Below are 19,711 nucleotides of genomic sequence, written 5' to 3' on the forward strand. Positions count from 1 at the left end.
AACGCTGCACTAAACCCCTCCGGATGGGGAAACGCGCCAGCCACGGCTTCCGGGTGATCGGGTTGATTTCGGGCACGTCGGTCGACGGCATCGACGTCGCCGCGGCCGACCTGCTCGCCGAAGACGGCACCGTGGTGCTGACGCCGCTCGGCGAGCTCGACGTCCCCTACCCCGAACCGCTGCGCGAAGGCCTGCTCGCCGCGCTGCCGCCGAACCCGTGCACCGCCGGGGAGCTGACGCGGCTCGACACCGGCGTCGGCCAGGCGTTCGCCGACGCCGGCCTGCGCGGGGCCGTCGAGCTGGCGGGCGGCACCGCGGACCTCGTCGCCTCGCTGGGCCAGACGGTGTTCCACTGGGTCGAGGACGGCAGCGTCCGCGGCACCCTGCAGCTCGGCCAGCCCGCGTGGATCGCCGAACGCACCGGGCTGCCGGTGCTCGCCGACCTGCGCGCCCGGGACGTCGCCGCCGGCGGCCACGGCGCGCCGCTGGCCAGCACCTTCGACCAGCTCTGGCTGCGCGGCCTGGCCGAGGACAGCGGCCGTCCGGTCGCCGCGCTCAACCTGGGCGGGATCGCGAACATCACCGTTGTCGCCGCGGACGCGCCCGCGATCGCCTACGACACCGGGCCCGCCAACGCGCTGCTCGACCTCGCCGCCCACCGCGTCACCGGGCACCGCAGCGACCTCGACGGGCGGCTCGCGCTGAGCGGTTCGGTGCGCGCCGACCTGCTGGTGGCGCTGCTCGCCGACCCGTACTTCGCCGCCCCGGCGCCGAAGTCCACCGGCAAGGAGTACTTCAACGCGGCCTACCTCGACGCCGCCCTCGCCGGGCTGCCGCCGGTAGCCGCGGCCGACCTGCTCGCGACGCTGACCGAGCTCACCGCCGTCACGGTCGCCGAGCAGTGCCACCACCACGGCGTGACGACGGTGATCGCGTCCGGTGGCGGCGTCGCCAACCCGGCGCTGATGACGGCGCTCGCGCGGAACCTGCCCTCGGCGGTGCTCAAGACCAGCGACGACCTCGGCCTGCCCGGCGCCGGCAAAGAGGCGTACCTGACGGCGCTGCTGGGCTGGCTCACCTGGTGCGGCGTGCCCGGTACGGTGCCGTCGGCGACCGGTGCGCGGGGACCGCGCCTGCTCGGCGCCCTCGTCCCGGGTGCCGGGCCCTTGACCCTTCCTGCCCCGCTGGGGGGCGCCGTGACGCGGTTGCGCGTCGCGGAGAAGGCCGGATGAGGAGTAGGAGAAGTCCATGCGGGGTGTTGATCTGGCCATCATCGTGGTCTATCTGGCGGCGATGCCGCTGATAGGCGTGCTGGTCGGGCGGAAACAACGGTCGGCCGCCGACTACTTCGTCGGGGAGCGCAGCCTGCCGTGGGGTGCGGTGATGCTGTCCGTGGTGGCCACCGAGACGTCGACGCTGACCGTGATCAGTACGCCGGGCCTGGTGTTCGGCAACGCGTTCCTGTTCCTGCAGCTGGCCTTCGGCTACATCATCGGCCGGGTCATCGCCGCGTTCGTGCTGCTGCCGCGGTACTTCCGCGGCAACCTGGTGAGCGCGTACGCCTTCCTGGGCAAGCGGTTCGGCTCGGGGTTGCAGGGCACCGCGTCGGTGACGTTCGTGGTGACGCGGCTGCTCGCCGAGGGCGTCCGGCTCTTCGCCGGCGCGATCCCGATCAAGGTGATCCTGGGGCACTACAACATCCACCTCGACTACTGGGTGATCGTGGTGATCCTGACCGCGCTCACGCTGGTCTACGCCTACATCGGCGGGATCAAGGCGGTCGTCTGGGTCGACGTCATCCAGCTGACCCTGTACCTCGGCGGTGCCGCGGTGGCGGCGATCGTGCTGCTGAACAAGCTGCCGGGCGACTGGGTGAGCCAGGCGTCCGCGGACGGGAAGTTCGCGCTGGTCGACTTCACGAAGAACCTGCTGACCAGCCCGTACGCCTTCGTGACGGCGGTGCTCGGCGGCGCGGCGTTGTCGATGGCCTCGCACGGCGCCGACCAGCTGATCGCGCAGCGGCTGATGGCCACGCGCAGCCTGCGCGACGGCCAGAAGGCGCTCATCGGCAGCGGGCTCATCGTCACCGTGCAGTTCGCGCTGTTCCTGCTGGTCGGGGCGATGCTGTGGGTGTTCAACGGCCGGAAGTCCGTGGCGGAGCTCGGCCTGCAGAGCCCGGACGACGTGTTCTCGAAGTTCATCATCGACGACCTGCCGGTCGGGGTGTCGGGCCTGCTCATCGCCGGCGTGCTCGCCTCGACCATGGGCGCGCTCGCGTCGGCGCTCAACGCGCTCTCGACGTCGACGGTGGCCGACCTCTACCAGCGCTTCACCAAGAAGGCGCCCGAGGACTCGAAGCTGCTCAAGCACGGTCGCATGTGGACGCTGATCTGGGCCGTGGTGTTCGCGGTGTTCGCGTCGCTGTTCTCCACCACGAAGAACTCGGTGATCGAGCTCGGCCTGGCGATCACCGGCTACACCTACGGCGCGCTGCTCGGGGCGTTCCTGCTCGGCCTGCTGATCAAGAAGGCCCGGCAGGTGGACGCGATCGTCGCGTTCGTCGCGACGGTCGTGGTGATGGCGTTCGTGATCCTCGGCCTGAAGTTCAGCGCGAAGAGCGGTTCGCTGATCGGCGTCGACTTCAGCAAGGCGGCCGGCGACCGCGTCGCGCTCGCCTACCCCTGGTACACGCTGCTGGGCGTGGTGATCACGCTGGTCGTCGGCGGGTTGCTCTCGCTGCGCCACCGCACGCCCGACCCGAAGGCCGCGGAGGCCAACGCCGTGGGCGAAGAAGTCACTTCCGCCTGATTCTTCTGAACCGGTTCCGGCGGGCGCCCGTGTTGGTCAACGGGAGCCCGCCGGGAAGCGGCGGGAGGATTCGAAGGTGGGAACATGAAACGGATTTTGGTTGCGCTCGCGGTCGGCTCGCTGGCCCTCGGCGGCGCGGCGACGGCTTCGGCCGCCACGGCGACCCCGAAGGTCCCGGTGGCGATCCAGGTCCCGGACGGCAACCGGCCCCTCGCCACGTACTCCGGTGACGGCGTCCAGATCTACGGCTGCACGAACGGCGCCTGGGCGCTGATCCAGCCCGCGGCCGTGCTGTCGAAACACGGTCAGCCGGTGGCGATCCACAGCAAGGGTCCGGTGTGGACATCCACTGTGGACGGAAGCACGGTCGGCGCGGCTGCGGCGGCGACCTCGCCGCGTGACGGCGCGATCCCGGAACTGCTCCTCAAGGCGAACCTCAACAGCGGCACCGGGGTGTTCGGCAAGGTCACCTACGTCCAGCGCCTGAACACCCGCGGCGGCGTCGCGCCGGCCGGAGCGTGCACGGAAGGCGCGCAGACCGCGGTCCACTACACGGCCGACTACGCCTTCTGGGTGGCCCAGTAGCAAGAGCCCCAAGGCGGCCTCGGTTGCGTGAGACGCACCGAAGGCCGCCTTGGTTCGTTCAGGGCCCGGTGAAAGCTGAGCGCTAGCCGACCGCGACCGGTTCGTCGTCGGCGGTGCGCAGGCGCTGCGAGATCACCTTCGTGATGCCGTCGCCCTGCATGCTCACGCCGTAGAGCGCGTCGGCGATCTCCATCGTCGGCTTCTGGTGGGTGATGATGATCAGCTGGGACGAGTCGCGCAGCTGCTCCAGCAGGCCGATCAGCCGGCGCATGTTGGTGTCGTCCAGCGCCGCCTCGACCTCGTCCATGACGTAGAAGGGTGAGGGGCGGGCGCGGAAGATCGCGACCAGCATGCCCACCGCGACCAGCGACTTCTCGCCACCCGACAGCAGCGACAGCCGCTTGACCTTCTTGCCCGGCGGGCGCGCCTCGACGTCGACGCCGGTGGCGAGCAGGTCGTCCGGCTGGGTGAGGACCATCCGGCCCTCGCCACCGGGGAAGAGCACGCTGAACACCGTCTCGAACTCGCGCGCCACGTCCGCGTAGGCGCCGGCGAAGACCTCGAGGATCTTCTCGTCGACCTGCTTGATCACGGCCTCGAGGTCCTTGCGGGTGTCCCGGAGGTCCTCGAGCTGCGTGGAGAGGAACTTGTACCGCTCCTCCAGCGCCGCGAACTCCTCCAGCGCGAGCGGGTTCACCTTGCCCAGCAGGGAAAGGTCCTTCTCGGCGCGCTTGGCGCGGCGGGTCTGGGTGTCGCGGTCGAAGGGCATCGGCGGCGGCGGGGTGACGTCCTCACCGCGCTCCTTGGCCGCCTCGTACTCGGCCATCTCGCCCGCGCTCGGCGGCACCGGGACGTCCGGGCCGTACTCCTGGACCAGGTCGGCGAGGCCGATGCCGAAGTCCTCGGCGATCTTGGCTTCCAGGGTCTCCAGCCGCAGCCGCTGCTCGGCGCGCTGGACCTCGTCGCGGTGGACGGCGTCGGTCAGCTTCTCCAGTTCGCCGGTCAGCTCGCGGACCTTGGCGCGGACGCCGGTCAGCGCGGATTCGCGGCTCTGGCGCCGGGACTGGACCTGGTCGCGCTCGGTGGCCGCGCGCTGGACCGAACGCTCGATGCGCTCGAGCGCGATCTCACCACCGTCGACGACGGCGTCGGCGATCCGCGCGCCGTGCTTGCGGGCCGCGGCGGCACGCTCGGCGCGTTCCCGGGCCTGCTGCTCGGCGTGGGCGGCGCGGCGGAGGCCTTCGGCCCGCCCCGCGATGCTGCGCGCCCGCTCCTCGGCGGTGCGCTGCGCGAGCCGCGCCTCCATCTCCTCCTGCCGGACGACGGCCAGCTCTTCGACGGCCTGGTCGCGCTCGGCGGTGTCCGGGTCGTCCTCGACGGGCTGCTCGGCGACGGCGGCGAGGCGTTCCTCCAGCTCGGCGAGCTGGGCCAGCGCCTGGATGCGGCTGTGCTCGACCTTCGCGCGCTGCCCGGTGAGGCGTTCGACCTCGGCCTGCGCGGCGCGGGCGGCCTGCTGCAGCCGGTTGAGCCGCTCCGACGAGCGGGCCTTGCGCACCTTGGCGTCGCCGAGGGCGTCCTTGGCCTGGGAGACCTCTTCGCGGCGGGCCTGCTGCTCGGCGCGGGCGCCTTCCAGCTCGGCCGTGTACTGCTCCACCTGGCGTTCGGCCGTGCGCAGCCGCACGCCGGCCTCGTCGACGGCGGCCTGGACCTCGATCACGCTCTCGCGGGCGCCGGACCCGCCGATCGCCCAGCGGGCGCCGAAGACGTCACCCTCGGCGGTGACCGCGCGGACGTCCGGGTGCGCGGCGACCAGGTGCCGGGCCGACTCGAGGTCGCGGACCAAGGCGAGCTTGTCGAGCGCCTGCTCGACGGCGGGCCGCAGCTGGGCCGGCGCGGAGACGACCTCACGGGCCCAGCGCGCGCCTTCCGGCAGCGCGGGCCAGGAATAGATGTCCACAGTGGACTCGGGCGCGCCGAGCACGATGCCCGCGCGGCCGGAGTCCGTGTCCTTCAAGTACTTCAGGGCGCGCAGGGCGTCTTCGCCGCCGCTGACGGCGACCGCGTCGGCCACCGGGCCGAGCGCCGCGGCCAGCGCGACCTCGTGGCCGGGCTCGACGGTCAGCAGCGCGGCGACCGAGCCGAGCAGGCCCGGCAGCTCGTGGGACGCGCCGAGCAGCGCGCCCGCGCCGTCCTTGCGCTTGAGCCCCATGGACAGCGCCTCGACGCGGGCCTTCTCCGACGCGATCTCGCGCTCGGCGGTGCGTTCGGCCTTGACCAGCTCTTCGACGCGCGCCTTGGCCGCGTTGTTGGCCTCGACCGCGCGGTCGTGGTGGGCCATCAGGCCGGAGTCGTCGGACTCCTCGACGCCGCCCTCGGCCTTGGCCTCTTCGAGCTCTTCGTTGGCGAGTTCGGCGCGCTCGGCGGACTCCTCGATGGAGACGCTGAGCCGGTCGATCTCGTCGGTGGTGGCGCCGTTCTTGCTGCGCAGCGCCTCGACCTGACCGGTCAGCTTGGCCATGCCCTCGCGGCGGTCGGCGATGGCGCGGACGGCGGCCCAGTGCGCGCGCTCGGCGGCCTGGACGCGCTGTTCGAGGTCTTCGCGCCGCAGCACGGTCTGGGCCAGCAGCTCCCGGGCCTCCATGACGGCCTCGTTGAGCTCTTCCTCCTGCTCGGCGACGCGCTCGGCTTCTTCGAGCAGCTCTTCGGGGTCGCGGCCGCCGGTGTGCGCGGCGACGTCGGCCGAGAGGTGCCGCTGCCGCTCGATGGCGAGGCGGACGGTGCCGCGCAGGCGCTCGGCCAGCGCGGACAGCCTGTACCAGGTCTCCTGGGCGCTCTGCAGCAGCGGCGCGTCCTCGGCCAGCGACGACTCCAGCTCGGTCTCCTCGGCGGAGACGATCTCGAGGGTCTGCTCGACCTCGGCGCGGCGCTGGCGCGCGACCTTCTCGTCGGCCTCTTCCCGCGCGATCGAGCCGCGCTGGCTGACCAGGTCGTCGGCGAACAGGCGCAGCCGGGAGTCGCGCAGCTCGGACTGGACGTACTGGGCCTTGCGGGCGATCTCGGCCTGTTTGCCCAGCGGCTTGAGCTGGCGGCGCAGCTCGGTGGTGAGGTCGCCGAGGCGGTCGAGGTTGCCCTGCATGTTGGCCAGCTTGCGCAGGGTCTGTTCCTTGCGCTTGCGGTGCTTGAGGACGCCGGCGGCCTCTTCGATGAAGGCGCGGCGCTCCTCGGGCTTGGACTCGAGGATCGCCGAGAGCTGGCCCTGCCCGACGATGACGTGCATCTCGCGGCCGATACCGGAGTCCGAGAGCAGCTCCTGGACGTCCATCAGGCGGCAGCGGTCGCCGTTGATCTCGTACTCGCTGGCGCCGTCGCGGAACATCCGGCGGGTGATCGACACCTCGCCGTACTCGATCGGCAGCGCGCCGTCGGCGTTGTCGATGGTGAGGGTGACCTCGGCGCGGCCGAGCGGGGCGCGGCCCGCGGTGCCGGCGAAGATGACGTCCTCCATCTTCCCGCCGCGCAGGTCCTTGGCGCCCTGGGTGCCCATGACCCAGCGCAGGGCGTCCAGCACGTTCGACTTGCCGGAGCCGTTCGGGCCGACCACGCAGGTGATGCCCGGTTCGAAGCGCAGCGTGGTGGCCGAGGCGAAGGACTTGAAGCCCTTGAGCGTCAGGCTTTTCAGGTGCACTGGGTGCTGACCCCTCTGGCTGCCGGTTCGGGCGTTTCAATCGTCCCAGGCTACCTGGGGGTGTCCCGGGACCGCGGGACGCGCCCCCTCTCCGGCGCGCCTTAGCACAGCGTGATCGGCGTCGGCAACCTCCTGCGTCACACCCGCCCCGGAAGTACCAAGGCCCGGGCTACCGCTCGGCGAAGCCGCTGAGCCCCCCTTTCGGGTCGGACCAGCGCTCGATGACCGTCTCCACACTTCCGGGTGATTCTCCGGATCGGAGGGCGGCCAACAGCCGCTCACAGTGGTCGCGATCACCCTCCGCTATGACCTCGACACGACCGTCGGGCATGTTGCGAGCACTGCCGACGAGCCCGAGCTCGAGCGCCCGGCTGCGCGTCCACCAGCGGAAACCGACGCCTTGCACCCGCCCGCGGACCCACGCCGTCATCCTGGTGTTCGTTTGTCCCTCACTCACACGTTCATCCTTTCCGGACAGTTTGACTGCGCTCAGTGATCACGCAGGCTCCCTACCTGGGCGAATGCGGCACTGACGGTGATAATCTCCCCGCCGAGGTCGCCCTCCCGGGTTCCCCCGCTCGGGCAAGCAGTGATCGTTCGACGACCTCGAGCCGCAGGTTTTGGAGTCACCCCGATCTTCTAGGAGCCTCTATGCCCCGCCCCGACGGGTCGGATTCGAGCTCACGCATCACCAGGATCGACACCACCGCACCGCCGAAGAGCAGCAAACCGAACCGCGCCGGGTACGTCGTGCTCGGGGTGGCCGGGCTGGTCGTCGCGACGGCGTTCGCGGCCGTCGCCGAGCTCGCCGGACCGGCCCCCGCGACCACCGCGGGCGGCACCGGCGCCCCGGGCGGCCAGGGCACCTCGCCCGCCGGCGTCCAGACGGTGTCGGGCACCCCGACCCCGGGCGGCCCGTCCACCCTCGGCGGCCCGCCGCCGCCGACGGAGACGCAGTCGTCGAGCGCGCCGACCACGGTGGTCTCGGTCAGCCCGGACGGCAAGACGACCACCACGGTCGTCACCCAGGCCCCGCCGCCCCCGTACACGCCCCCGCCGGGCGGCCCGGGCAGCACACCGCCACCGGTGACCAAGACGACGACGAAGACCCCGCCACCGGTGACGACCACTCCGACGACGCCGCCGCCGACCACGACGTCGCCGCGGACCGACCCGCCGACCGACACGACCACGCCGGCCGGCGGTGGCGGCAGCTCGTCGGGCGCCCCGTCGGTGAGCACGACCGGCACGTCGCCGACGACCAAGTAAGCGCGAAGTCCCCGAAGGCCACCGCCGCGGCGGTGGCCTTCGGCGTTTCCGGCCTCCGCACGCACGGCTCACCTAGCTGCACCGGCCGGGGGTCGTGAGTGGCAATGTGGGTTAGAACCCTCATTGCCACTCACGACCTGCGCGTCAGGCCTCGAAGCGGTAGCCCATGCCCGGCTCCGTCAGCAGGTGGCGGGGCCGTGAAGGCTCCGGCTCCAGCTTGCGCCGCAGCTGGGCCAGGTAGACCCGCAGGTAGTGGGACTCCGTCTCGTACGACGGGCCCCACACCTCGTGCAGCAGCTGCTTCTGCGCGACCAGCCGGCCGCGGTTGCGGACCAGCAGTTCCAGCACGCCCCACTCCGTCTTGGTCAGGTGGACTTCGTGGCCGTCGCGGCGGACCTTCTTGGCCGCCAAGTCGATGCTGAACGACGCCGTGTCCACCACCGCGTCCACGTCGTCGGCGCCCGCCACCGCCGAGCGGCGGACCGCCGCGCGCAACCGCGCCAGCAGCTCGTCCATGCCGAACGGCTTGGTGACGTAGTCGTCGGCGCCCGCGTCGAGCGCCTGGACCTTGTCCGCCGAGTCGCCGCGGGCGGACAGGACGATGATCGGGACCGTCGTCCAGCCGCGCAGGCCGGCGATGACCTCGGTGCCGTCGAGGTCGGGCAGGCCGAGGTCGAGCACGACGACGTCCGGCTTCGTCTCGGCGACGGCCTTGAGCGCGGCTGTGCCGTCGTGGGCGGTGATCACCTTGTAGCCGCGCGCGGTGAGGTTGATCCGCAGTGCCCGCACGATCTGCGGCTCGTCGTCCACCACCAGCACGGTGGCCCCGATGTCGGTCATCGCACCCCCTCTTCGACTTTGTACGTGACGCTCTCGGCGGGCAGGGACACGACGACCGTGAGCCCGCCGCCCGGGGTGTCCTCGGCGCGGATCGTGCCGCCCATCGCCTCGGTGAACCCCTTCGCCACCGACAGCCCGAGCCCGACCCCCGGCGTCGCGTCCCGGTCGCCGCCGAGCCGCTGGAACGGCGCGAACGCCGAGTCCGCCGTCCCCTTCCGCAGGCCCTTGCCGTGGTCGACGATCCGCAGCTCGACGTGGCCGGAGTGGGCGCTGGCCCGGGCCGACACCCGGCCCCCGCCGTGCCGCAGCGCGTTGTCCAGCACGTTCGCCACCACCCGTTCCAGCAGGCCGGGATCGGCGAGTACCGACGGCAGCTGGTCGTCGACCGCGACGACCACCGCGTCGGAGGCGTCCACATTGGACAACGCGTGCGCGACGACCTCGTCGTAGCCGACCGGACGCAGGAGCGGCACCACCGCGCCGGTGGCCAGCCGCGAGGAATCCAGGAGGTTGTCGATCAGCCCGGCCAGCCGGTCGGCGGACAGTTCGATGGCCTCCATCAGCTCCGCCGTGTCCTCTTCGGACAGTTGCAGGTCGGGCGCGCGCAGGCTGCCGATGGACGCCTTGATCGACGTCAACGGCGTCCGCAGGTCGTGCCCGACGGCCGAAAGCAACGTCGTGCGCAGCTCGGTGGCCTCGGCCTTGCGCTCGGCTTTCGCCGCGGCGTCGGCACTGCGCTGCTGCCGCAGCGAAAGCAGCGCTTGCCCGGCCACGGCCTCCAGCACTCGCCGGTCGGCCGCGGGCAGCGCGCGCCCCCGCAAGGTCAGGTGGACGTCGGCGGTGACGGCGATGTCGACGTCGGCCTCGTCCGGGTCGGCGCACGGGTGCTCCCCCGCCGTCGCCACGCCCCGCCACTCGCCTTCGCGCTTTTCCAGCAGTGTCACGGAAGTCAGCGCGAAGTTCTCGCGGACCTTCTCCAGCAGCCGCTCGATCGGGTTCGCGTGGGTCAGCACGGTCCGCGCGTAGGAGGCGAGCAGCGCCGCCTCGGTCCGCGCCCGCGCCGCCTGCGTCGCCCGGCGCGCGGCCGCGTCGACGACCAGCGCGACGAGCACCGCGACCACGACCATCGCGATCAGCGTCACGAGGTTCTGCGGGGTGTGCACGGTGAGCGTGTACAGCGGCGGCGTGAAGAAGAAGTTGAGCAGCCCGGCCCCGAGCACGGCCGCGACCAGCGCCGGGCCGAGGCCGCCGACCAGCGCGACGACGACCGTGGCCAGCACGTACGAAATCACGTCGGTGGCGAAGTCGAACCCGGTGCGCACGAATAGCCCGATGACCGTCACCAGCACCGGCAGCACGACGCTCAGCACCCAGCCCGCGACCAGCCGCGAGAACCCCAGCGGGCTCGCGCCGAGCCGGGCGCGCAGCCGGCCGCCGGCTTCGGCGTGGGTGACCATGTGGACGTCGATGGGCCCGGACTGGCGGACCACCGTGGCGCCGATGCCCTCGTCGAACAGCCGCGCCACGCGCGAACGGCGTGACGTGCCGATCACCAGCTGGGTCGCGTTGACGCCGCGGGCGAAGTCCAGCAGCGCGGTCGGGACGTCGTCGCCGACGACCGTGTGGAACGTCGCGCCGACCTCCTCGGCGAGGGTGCGGCAGCGGGCGATCGCGGTGGGGCCGAGCCCGGACAGGCCGTCGCCGCGCAGGATGTGGAGGACCTGCAGCTCGGCGCCGGCGCGGGTGGCGATCCGGCTGGCGCGGCGCATCAGCGTCTCGCTCTCCGGCCCGCCGGTGATGGAGACGACGACGCGTTCGCGCGTCTCCCAGGTGTCGGTGATCTGCTGCTCGGCGCGGTACCGCTGCAGCGCGACGTCGACCTGGTCGGCCACCCACAGCAGGGCCAGCTCGCGCAACGCGGTGAGATTGCCGGGGCGGAAGTAGTTGCCGAGCGCGGCGTCGATCCGCTCGGCCGGGTAGACGTTGCCGTGCGCGAGCCGCCGCCGCAGCGCCTCGGGCGTGATGTCGACCAGCTCGAGCTGCTCGGCGCGGCGGACGACCTCGTCGGGCACGGTCTCCTGCTGGGTGACGCCGGTGATGCGCTCGACGACGTCGTTGAGGCTCTGCAGGTGCTGCACGTTGACCGTGGACAGCACGTCGATGCCGGCCTCCAGCAGTTCCTCGACGTCCTGCCAGCGCTTGGCGTTGCGCGAGCCCGGCACGTTGGTGTGCGCCAGTTCGTCGACGACGGCGACCTCGGGCGCGCGGGCGAGGATGGCGTCGACGTCCATCTCCTCGAAGGCGCGGCCGCGGTGCTCGGCGTGGCGGCGCGGCACGATCTCGAGGTCTTCGAGCAGCACCGCGGTCTTCTCGCGGCCGTGCGTCTCCACCAGCCCGGCGACGACGTCGGTGCCGCGGTCGAGCCGGCGCCGCGCCTCGCCGAGCATGGCGAAGGTCTTGCCGACGCCCGGAGCCGCGCCGAGGTAGATCCTCAGCTCCCCCCGGCGCGGCTTCTTCGTACTGGTCACGCTGTCAGTGTGCCCCTCCGGCCGCACCTTGCACGGCCAAGTTGAGCTGGAGCACATTCACCCCGGGGAGACCGATCCCGGCACCCGACGTGTTCGCTTCGACGAGCTGCTTCACGCGGTCGGCCGGCAACCCCGTCACCCGGGCGACCCGGGCGATCTGGAGGTCGGCGTAGGCCACGCTGATCGCCGGGTCGAGCCCGGAACCCGACGCCGTCACCGCGTCCGGCGGTACCTGATCGGGTGACACGCCTTCCCGCTTCGCGATGGCGTCCTTCCGCTCGCCGATGGTCTTCACGAGGTCCTCGTTGTACGGGCCCTTGTTGGACGCGCCGGACGGCATGCTCGGGCCGGCAGCCGAGGGACGGTTGTGGAACCACGGGTCCTTCGCCGGGTCGGCGGGCACCGGGTCGACGCCGATGAGCGACGACCCGACGGCCTGGCCGTTCTGCGTGACGACCGAGCCTTCGGCGTGGCCCTCCAGCCCCGGGATGCGGGCGATCGCCCACACCGCGAGGGGGTAGATCACCCCGAGCAGGACCGTCATCACGATGAGGACGCGCAGCCCGGCCCAGGTCTGCTTGACGAGAGTGTTCACGAGTTCACCCGATTCCAGGGATGAGGCGCACGAGCAGGTCGATCAGCCAGATCCCGAGGAAGGGGCTGACGATGCCGCCGAGGCCGTAGACGAGCAGGTTGCGGCGCAGCAGGGCCGAGGCCGACGACGGCTTGTACCGCACGCCGCGCAGGGCCAGCGGAATGAGCACGACGATGATCAGCGCGTTGAAGATGACGGCGGAGAGGATCGCCGACTTCGGTGTGGCCAGGTGCATGACGTTCAACGCGCCGAGCTGGGCGAAGATGCCGGTGAACATCGCCGGCAGGATCGCGAAGTACTTCGCGAGGTCGTTCGCCACGCTGAACGTCGTCAGCGCGCCGCGGGTGATCAGCAGCTGCTTGCCGATCTCGACGATCTCGATCAGCTTCGTCGGGTCGCTGTCGAGGTCGACCATGTTGCCGGCCTCCTTCGCGGCCGACGTGCCGGTGTTCATCGCGACGCCGACGTCGGACTGCGCGAGCGCGGGGGCGTCGTTGGTGCCGTCGCCGGTCATCGCGACCAGCCGGCCGCCTTCCTGCTCCTTCTTGATGAGCGCCATCTTGTCTTCGGGCTTGGCCTCGGCGAGGTAGTCGTCGACGCCGGCGTCCGCCGCGATGGCCTTGGCGGTGAGCGGGTTGTCGCCGGTGATCATCACCGTCTTGATGCCCATCGCCCGCAGTTCCTTGAAGCGCTCCTTCATGCCCGGCTTGACGACGTCGGACAGCCGGATCACGCCGTGCACCACGGTGTCCTCGGCGACCACCAGCGGAGTGCCGCCCTGGGCGCTGATCTCGTCGACCACACGCTCGGTCTCGTCGGGGAACTGCCCGCCGTTGTCACGCACCCACGCGCGCACGGCACTCGCCGCACCCTTGCGGATCCGCCGGTCACCGACGTCGAGCCCGCTCATCCGGGTCTGCGCGGTGAACGGCACGAACTCGCCGTGCACGTCGTCACCCGCGTGGGCCTCGGTCAGCTCGACGACGCTGCGGCCTTCGGGCGTTTCGTCGGCGAGGCTCGCCAGCCGGGCGGCGCGGGTGAGGTCGTCCGGAGTGGACGATCCCACCGGGATCAGCTCGGTGGCCCGGCGGTTGCCGAAGGTGATGGTGCCGGTCTTGTCGAGCAGCAGCGTCGAGACGTCGCCCGCGGCCTCGACCGCGCGGCCGGAGGTCGCGAGGACGTTGCGCTGCACCAGCCGGTCCATCCCGGCGATGCCGATGGCGCTCAGCAGGGCGCCGATCGTCGTCGGGATGAGGCAGACCAGCAACGCCGTCAGCACGATCACCGACTGCTCGGACCCGGAGTAGCCGGCCATCGGCTGCAGCGCCACGACGGCGAGCAGGAAGATGATGGTCAACGTGGCCAGCAGGATGGTCAGCGCGATCTCGTTCGGCGTCTTCTGCCGGGAAGCGCCTTCCACCAACGCGATCATGCGGTCCACAAAGGACTCGCCCGGCTTGGTCGTGATCTTCACGACGACCCGGTCGCTCAGCACGGTCGTGCCGCCGGTGACGGCGCTGCGGTCGCCGCCGGACTCGCGGATGACCGGCGCGGACTCGCCGGTGATGGCCGACTCGTCGACGGTCGCGATGCCCTCGACGACGTCGCCGTCACCCGGGATCACCTGGCCGGCCTCGACGACCACGAGGTCGCCGACGCGCAGTTCGGCGCCAGGCACCTGCTCCTCGTCGCCGTTCGCGGTGAGGCGCCGCGCGACGGTCTCCTTCTTCGACCGCCGCAGGCTTTCCGCCTGCGCCTTGCCACGCCCTTCGGCGACGGCCTCGGCGAGGTTCGCGAAGATGACCGTGAACCACAGCCAGATCGCGATGAGGATGGTGAAGACGCTCGGGTCGGTGACGGCGAAGACGGTGGTCAGCGCCGAGCCGACCCACACCACGAACATCACCGGGTTGGCGAGCTGGTGCTTCGGGTTGAGCTTCTTGAAGGCATCCGGCAGCGACGTCCAGAGCTGGCGGGGGCTGAAGACCCCGGCGCCGACGCGACCGGTGTGCTCTTCGTGGGTCACCTGAGGTCGTTCTTCGGTGACGGTCATGCGAGTGCCTCCGCGATGGGCCCGAGCGCGAGCGCCGGGATGAACGTGAGGGCCGCGACGAGCACCACCGTGCCGGTGAGCATGGTGGCGAACAGCGGCCCGGTGGTGGGCAGCGTCCCCGCCGTTTCGGGGACCTTCCGCTGCGCGGCCAGGGAACCGGCCAGGCAGAGCACGGCGACGATCGGGATGAACCGGCCGAGCGCCATGGCGACGCCGAACGACGACTGGAACCAGTCGCTCGTCGCGGTCAGGCCGCCGAACGCACTGCCGTTGTTGTTGCCGGTCGAGGCGTAGCCGTAGAGGATCTCGGACAGCCCGTGCGCGCCGCTGTTGCCGAGCGCGCCCGCCGTGCCCGGCAGCATCAGGGCGATCCCGCTGCCCAGGAGCACGACCAGCGGCATGGCCAGCATCGAGATCGCCGCGCAGGTGACCTCGCGCTTGCCGAGCTTCTTGCCCAGGTACTCCGGCGTCCGCCCGACCATCAGGCCGGCCAGGAACATCGCGATGATCGCCATCACGAGGATGCCGTAGAGGCCGGTGCCGACGCCGCCCGGCGAGATCTCGCCGTAGAGCATGTTGAGCAGCGGACCGCCGCCACCCAGCCCGGACAGGCTGTCGTGGGCGCCGTTGACCGCGCCCGTGGACGTGCCGGTGGTGGTGTCGGCGAAGATCGACGTGCTCGAGATGCCGAACCGCTGTTCCTTGCCCTCCATGCTCGCCCCGGCGGCCAGCGCGGCCGGGTTGCTCGCCTTGGCCTCGGAGAACCAGATGATCGCCAGCGACGCGGCCCAGAGCAGGCTCATCACGCCGAGCAGGACGTACCCCTGCTTGGGCTTGCCGACGAGCTTGCCGAACGTGCGGGTCAGGCTGACCGGGATCACCAGGATCAGGAACAGCTCGATCAGGTTCGTCCACGCGTTGGGGTTCTCGAACGGGTGCGCCGAGTTGGCGTTGAGGATGCCGCCGCCGTTGGTGCCGAGCTCCTTGATCGCCTCCTGGCTCGCCGCCGGGGCCAGCGCGATGGTGCTCCGGCTGCCGTCGGGGTTGGTGACGGCGACGCCCGCCTTGAGGCTCTGCACGACGCCGAGGGCGATCAGCACGAGCGCGAACACGAAGGCCATCGGCAGCAGGACGCGGACGGTGCCGCGCGTGAGGTCCACCCAGAAGTTGCCGAGCCGGTCGGTCCGCGAGCGGATGAACCCGCGGGTCAGCGCGATGGCGACGGCCAGCCCGACGCCCGCGGACAGGAAGTTCTGCACGGTCAGCCCGGCCATCTGCACGAAGTGGCCCATCGTCGTCTCGGGGACGTAGGACTGCCAGTTCGTGTTGGTGACGAAGGAGATCGCCGTGTTGAACGCGACGCCAGGGCTCACCGAGCCGCGGCCCAGGCTCCACGGCAGGATCGGCTGCAGCCGTTGCAGCAGGTAGAGCAGGACGACCGAGACGAACGAGAAGCCGAGCACGCCGGCGGCGTAGGTCGGCCACCGCTGCTCGGAGTCCGGGTTGACGCGGAAGAGCTTGTAGAGGCCCTTCTCGAGCTTCAGGTGCTTCTCGGTGGAGAAGACGCGCGCCATGTAGTCGCCGAGTGGTTTGTAAACCACGGCGAGCGCGACGAGGAGGAGACCGAGCTGGACCAGCCCGGCCGCGGTGTCGGACATCAGAATTTCTCCGGCCTGATCAAGGCGACGAACAGGTAGACGAGAAGGCCCAGCGCCAGCAGTCCGCCGACGACGTTGGCCACGGTGCCCGCGCCGCTCACAGCTTCTCCAAGCCACGCAGCGCCAGCGCGATAACGACGAAAATGCCGATCAGGAGAACGGCGTACAGCAAGTCGGCCACTAGGCACCTCTCAGGACAGGTCACCGCTTTCGGTGACCAGGGACGAGGCCAACTGTGCGGCCGTTCCGGCCCGCCGCGGAGGGTGGCTGACGGCGCGTTAACGCCGTCCTGATGCGCATTTACGCCGTCTTTATGGCGGGTGGCGCCGATCACGCAAGCGTTTGCCTTCACCTCGGCGCGGCCGTGGTTGGTGAGTGACTCACGGCACACTGCGTGATCGAATGAGCGCGGAACGTGCAATTCGGGCAGACAAGATGTTCTCCCCGTGTTACACCTGTGTTACCGATAGTTGTACTAGCTAAGTAAAAGCTTGGAGGGGTCCGTATGTGCGGTATCGCCGGCTGGGTTTCCTACGACGCCGACCTCACGCGCCGGCAGGACGTCGTGGACGCCATGACGGAGACCATGGCCTGCCGTGGTCCGGACGGCGTCGGTACCTGGGTGCGCAAGCACGTCGCGCTCGGCCACCGGCGCCTCGCCATCATCGACCTGCCCGGCGGCCGGCAGCCGATGTCCGTGCACACGCCGAACGGCGACGTCGCGATGGTCTACAGCGGTGAGGCCTACAACTTCACCGAGCTGAAGGACGAGCTCACGAAGCTCGGCCACAAGTGGGAGACCGACAGCGACACCGAAGTGGTGCTGCACGGCTACCTGCAGTGGGGCGACGCCGTCGTCGACCACCTCAACGGCATGTACGCCTTCGCGATCTGGGACGAGCGCGACGACCGGCTCGTGATGATCCGCGACCGGATGGGCATCAAGCCGTTCTACTACTACCCGACGGCCGACGGCGTGCTGTTCGGCTCCGAACCGAAGGCGATCCTCGCGAACCCGCTCACCCGCAAGGTGGTCGACACCGACGGCCTGCGCGAGCTGATGGCGTTCACCAAGCGCCCCGGCTGGTCGCTGTGGAAGGACATGGAGGAGGTCCAGCCCGGCACGATCGTCACCGTGTCGCGCGAGGGCATTCGCACCCGCACGTACTGGAAGCTCGACGCCAAGCAGCACACGGACGACCAGGAGACCACGGTCGAACGCGTCCGCGAGCTGATGACCGACATCGTGCACCGCCAGCTCGTCGCCGACGTCCCGCGTTGCGTGCTGCTGTCCGGCGGCCTGGACTCCAGCGCCGTCACCGGCCTCGCCGCGCCCCACCTCGCCGAGCAGGGCGAGCAGCTGCGGACGTTCTCCGTCGACTTCTTCGGCCAGGAGGAGAACTTCAAGCCGGACGAGATGCGCGACACCGCGGACTCGCCCTACATCCGCGACGTCGCCGACCTGGTCGGGTCCGCGCACCAGAACGTCATGCTCAACCCGGCGGAGCTGAGCGACCCGGCGGTGCGGCGCGCGGTGCTGAAGGCCCGCGACATCCCGGCCGGCCTCGGTGACATGGACACGTCGCTGTACCTGCTGTTCAAGGCCATCCGCGGCGAGTCGACGGTGGCCCTGTCGGGCGAGTCGGCCGACGAGGTGTTCGGCGGCTACCGCTGGTTCCACGACGAGAAGGCCGTCAACACCGACACGTTCCCGTGGCTGGCGTTCCGGAACTCGATGATGGAGGACCGGGCGTCGCTCTACACGCCCGAGCTGGTGCGCAAGCTCAACCTCGAGACCTACATCGCGGACCAGTACGCGACGGCGGTCTCGTCGGTGGACCACCTCGACGGCGAGTCCGCGAAGGAAGCGCGGATGAGGACGATCTGCAACCTGCACCTGACGCGGTTCGTGCGGATGCTGCTCGACCGCAAGGACCGCGCGTCGATGGCGGTGGGCCTGGAGGTCCGCGTGCCGTTCTGCGACCACCGGCTGGTCGAGTACGTCTACAACACGCCGTGGTCGCTCAAGACGTTCGACGGCCGCGAGAAGAGCCTCCTGCGGCACGCGACCAAACACGTCCTCCCGGAGTCGGTGGCCCAGCGGGTGAAGAGCCCGTACCCCTCGACGCAGGACCCGGGCTACGCGGCGGCGCTGCAGCAGCAGGTCAAGGAGGTCCTCGCCGAGCCGAACCACGCGGTGTTCGGCCTGGTCGACAAGGCCTGGGCGCACCGGGTGTCCGAAGTGGACTCGGCCACCATGGACCCGGGCGCCCGCATCGGCCTGGACCGGCTGCTCGACCTGTACCACTGGATCGAGATGTACTCCCCGGAGCTGCAGCTCGACTGAGGTCTTGACCTGGGTCTTGACCTCAAGCGCCCTTGAGGTCGGACGCTGGGCGGCATGAACGTGCTGCTGTTCGGCCGCAACCCGGCCACGGTCTCGAGGGTGACGGCGGCGCTGTCCGCGGCGGGTTTCGCCGCGGACGGCGTCGCTTCGGAGGAAGCGGCGCTGTCCCGCCTGGGCGTCGTGGACGCGCTGGTGCTGGGCGCCGGGGTGGTGGGCCCGCTGCGGGAGCGCCTCACGGCCGCGGCGGCCCGGCACGGGGTGCGGTGGGTGCAGGGGCCGCACATCCTCCCGGAGCGGGACGCCCTGGAGTACGTCCGCACGGAGATCCTGCCGCGGCTGAAGTCAGGCCAGCGGTAGTTCCGCCGTCACGTCGTCGCCTTCCGTGGCCAAGCTCGCGCCGATTCCGCTCAGCAGGGTCCGGGCTCCGCGGTTGCCCGCGGTGGTCGAGGCGATGAACTTCGTCGCGTCGCCGTCCTTCGCGAGGTCCAGCAGCGACGCCGTCACCTGCTTGCCGATCCCCCGGCCGCGGACGTCGCGGCTCAGCCAGATGCCCGCCTCCACCGCATCGCCGTGACGTTCCAGGCGGGCCGCGCCGACCGCCGTCCCCGCGACGTCGACCACCCACGTGCGCTCCACCGCCGTCTCCGGGCGCAGTGACCTGGCCCGGTGGAACTCCAGGAACGCCGCGCGGCGTTCGGGCGTCCAGCCGGGTGGGCCGTCGACTGGGGGCATCACATCCAGGGGGTCCGCGCCGGCGACGGCGGCCTCCAGCAGCCGCGCCAGTGCGGGCTCGTCCAGCGGGGTCAGGATCACGCCCGGAGTGTGGCGGACGGCCGCGGCGACCGCGACCGGTTTCGGGCCAGTGCGCGCAGGAACCGGATGTAGCGCGACCACCTCGCAGGCCGGGACACCCGGCCGGTCACGGCCAGTTCGGCGCGATCCAGCAGTTGTTCCAGGAGCGCGTCGTGCAGGGGGCGGAACACCAGGGGCCAGCTCAAGCGGGTCCAGCCGTGCAGGGTTCCTTCCAGGACGTGCGTCAGCGCGTCACCCGAAATCGTGAACTCGTGGAAGCCGTGCAGGCCCGTCGGCGCCGTGAAGCGGAACCGCAGGCGATCGGGCGCGACCTCTTCGAGGACGTACCGGACCGGGCCGTGACCGGCGGTCGTGCCCGGGACGAGCGGGCCGTCGAGGCGGGTGGGCGGCCAGTCGGCGACCGGCCAGAGGCGGTCGTCCTCGGTGCCGAGCGTGGCCAGCAGCTCCGGCGGCACCGGCCGCGGGAACCTCCGGGTGTGGACGTTGCGGATCATGGCACAACCCTCCGTTCTGGAGACTGTCCTCCAGAA

At 71.1% G+C, this 19,711-nt stretch carries 16 protein-coding genes; 6 read left to right on the forward strand and 10 right to left on the reverse strand.

All coding sequences use genetic code 11. The features are described from left to right. Positions 1-23: 23 nt before the first annotated feature. From OG570_RS01200 to OG570_RS01210, 3 genes are all read left to right on the forward strand, one after another. Positions 24-1,232 (forward strand): anhydro-N-acetylmuramic acid kinase, encoded by a 1,209-nt coding sequence (locus OG570_RS01200; protein ID WP_326955255.1) that lies wholly within the window; start codon positions 24-26, stop codon positions 1,230-1,232. Between the two features lie 16 nt (positions 1,233-1,248). Continuing rightward, positions 1,249-2,808 carry a sodium:solute symporter gene (locus OG570_RS01205; RefSeq protein ID WP_326955256.1) on the forward strand — a complete coding sequence of 520 codons (1,560 nt, stop codon included), beginning with the start codon at positions 1,249-1,251 and terminating at the stop codon, positions 2,806-2,808. 84 nt (positions 2,809-2,892) lie between these two features. Next, complete coding sequence (locus tag OG570_RS01210; protein ID WP_326955257.1) at positions 2,893-3,393, forward strand: DUF3455 domain-containing protein; 501 nt, start codon at positions 2,893-2,895, stop codon at positions 3,391-3,393. 82 nt (positions 3,394-3,475) lie between these two features. On the opposite strand, the gene smc is transcribed toward OG570_RS01210, so the two are convergent. Continuing rightward, on the reverse strand, positions 3,476-7,078 hold the full coding sequence (gene smc / locus OG570_RS01215) for a chromosome segregation protein SMC (protein ID WP_326955258.1): 3,603 nt from the start codon (positions 7,076-7,078) through the stop codon (positions 3,476-3,478). Between the two features lie 169 nt (positions 7,079-7,247). Continuing rightward, entirely contained in the window at positions 7,248-7,508 is a 261-nt protein-coding gene (locus tag OG570_RS01220; RefSeq protein ID WP_326955259.1) for an acylphosphatase, read from the reverse strand. Positions 7,509-7,729: 221 nt separating this feature from the next. Between OG570_RS01220 and OG570_RS01225 the strand changes: the two genes are divergently transcribed. After that, positions 7,730-8,347, forward strand: coding sequence for a hypothetical protein (locus OG570_RS01225; RefSeq protein WP_326947121.1), 618 nt, complete (start codon positions 7,730-7,732; stop codon positions 8,345-8,347). 144 nt (positions 8,348-8,491) lie between these two features. Here OG570_RS01225 and OG570_RS01230 read toward each other — a convergent pair whose 3' ends face one another. Genes OG570_RS01230 through kdpF form a run of 6 tightly spaced genes read right to left on the reverse strand, consistent with a single transcriptional unit; the run spans position 8,492 to position 16,122 of the window. Then, positions 8,492-9,187 (reverse strand): response regulator, encoded by a 696-nt coding sequence (locus OG570_RS01230; RefSeq protein WP_247062303.1) that lies wholly within the window; start codon positions 9,185-9,187, stop codon positions 8,492-8,494. Next, a complete protein-coding gene (locus OG570_RS01235; protein WP_326947120.1) occupies positions 9,184-11,715 on the reverse strand; it encodes a sensor histidine kinase in 2,532 nt (843 codons plus the stop codon). Before OG570_RS01235 ends, OG570_RS01230 begins: the two co-directional genes overlap by 4 nt. Positions 11,716-11,719: 4 nt before the next feature. Then, positions 11,720-12,310, reverse strand: a complete 591-nt coding sequence (locus OG570_RS01240; protein WP_326955260.1) for a potassium-transporting ATPase subunit C — start codon at positions 12,308-12,310, stop codon at positions 11,720-11,722. A gap of 4 nt (positions 12,311-12,314) precedes the next feature. Beyond that, positions 12,315-14,363, reverse strand: coding sequence for a potassium-transporting ATPase subunit KdpB (kdpB, locus tag OG570_RS01245; protein ID WP_326955261.1), 2,049 nt, complete (start codon positions 14,361-14,363; stop codon positions 12,315-12,317). Continuing rightward, a complete protein-coding gene (gene kdpA / locus OG570_RS01250) occupies positions 14,360-16,021 on the reverse strand; it encodes a potassium-transporting ATPase subunit KdpA (protein WP_326955262.1) in 1,662 nt (553 codons plus the stop codon). The genes kdpB and kdpA overlap by 4 nt, the downstream gene beginning before the upstream one ends. Beyond that, positions 16,021-16,122, reverse strand: a complete 102-nt coding sequence (gene kdpF / locus OG570_RS01255) for a K(+)-transporting ATPase subunit F (RefSeq protein ID WP_247062298.1) — start codon at positions 16,120-16,122, stop codon at positions 16,021-16,023. The genes kdpA and kdpF overlap by 1 nt, the downstream gene beginning before the upstream one ends. 404 nt (positions 16,123-16,526) lie before the next feature. On the opposite strand from kdpF, the gene asnB reads away from it, so the two are divergent. Continuing rightward, a complete protein-coding gene (gene asnB, locus OG570_RS01260) occupies positions 16,527-18,368 on the forward strand; it encodes an asparagine synthase (glutamine-hydrolyzing) (RefSeq protein WP_326955263.1) in 1,842 nt (613 codons plus the stop codon). A 54-nt stretch (positions 18,369-18,422) separates the two neighbouring features. After that, positions 18,423-18,725 (forward strand): hypothetical protein, encoded by a 303-nt coding sequence (locus tag OG570_RS01265; protein ID WP_326947114.1) that lies wholly within the window; start codon positions 18,423-18,425, stop codon positions 18,723-18,725. Here OG570_RS01265 and OG570_RS01270 read toward each other — a convergent pair. Both OG570_RS01270 and OG570_RS01275 read right to left on the reverse strand, forming a co-directional pair. Continuing rightward, a complete protein-coding gene (locus OG570_RS01270) occupies positions 18,711-19,181 on the reverse strand; it encodes a GNAT family N-acetyltransferase (RefSeq protein ID WP_326955264.1) in 471 nt (156 codons plus the stop codon). The two genes, OG570_RS01265 and OG570_RS01270, sit on opposite strands and share 15 nt — an antisense overlap. Then, complete coding sequence (locus OG570_RS01275; RefSeq protein ID WP_326955265.1) at positions 19,178-19,675, reverse strand: SRPBCC family protein; 498 nt, start codon at positions 19,673-19,675, stop codon at positions 19,178-19,180. The genes OG570_RS01270 and OG570_RS01275 overlap by 4 nt, the downstream gene beginning before the upstream one ends. Between the last annotated feature and the right edge of the window lie 36 nt (positions 19,676-19,711).

The organism is Amycolatopsis sp. NBC_01286 (genome assembly GCF_035982555.1).
Lineage (GTDB): Bacteria > Actinomycetota > Actinomycetes > Mycobacteriales > Pseudonocardiaceae > Amycolatopsis.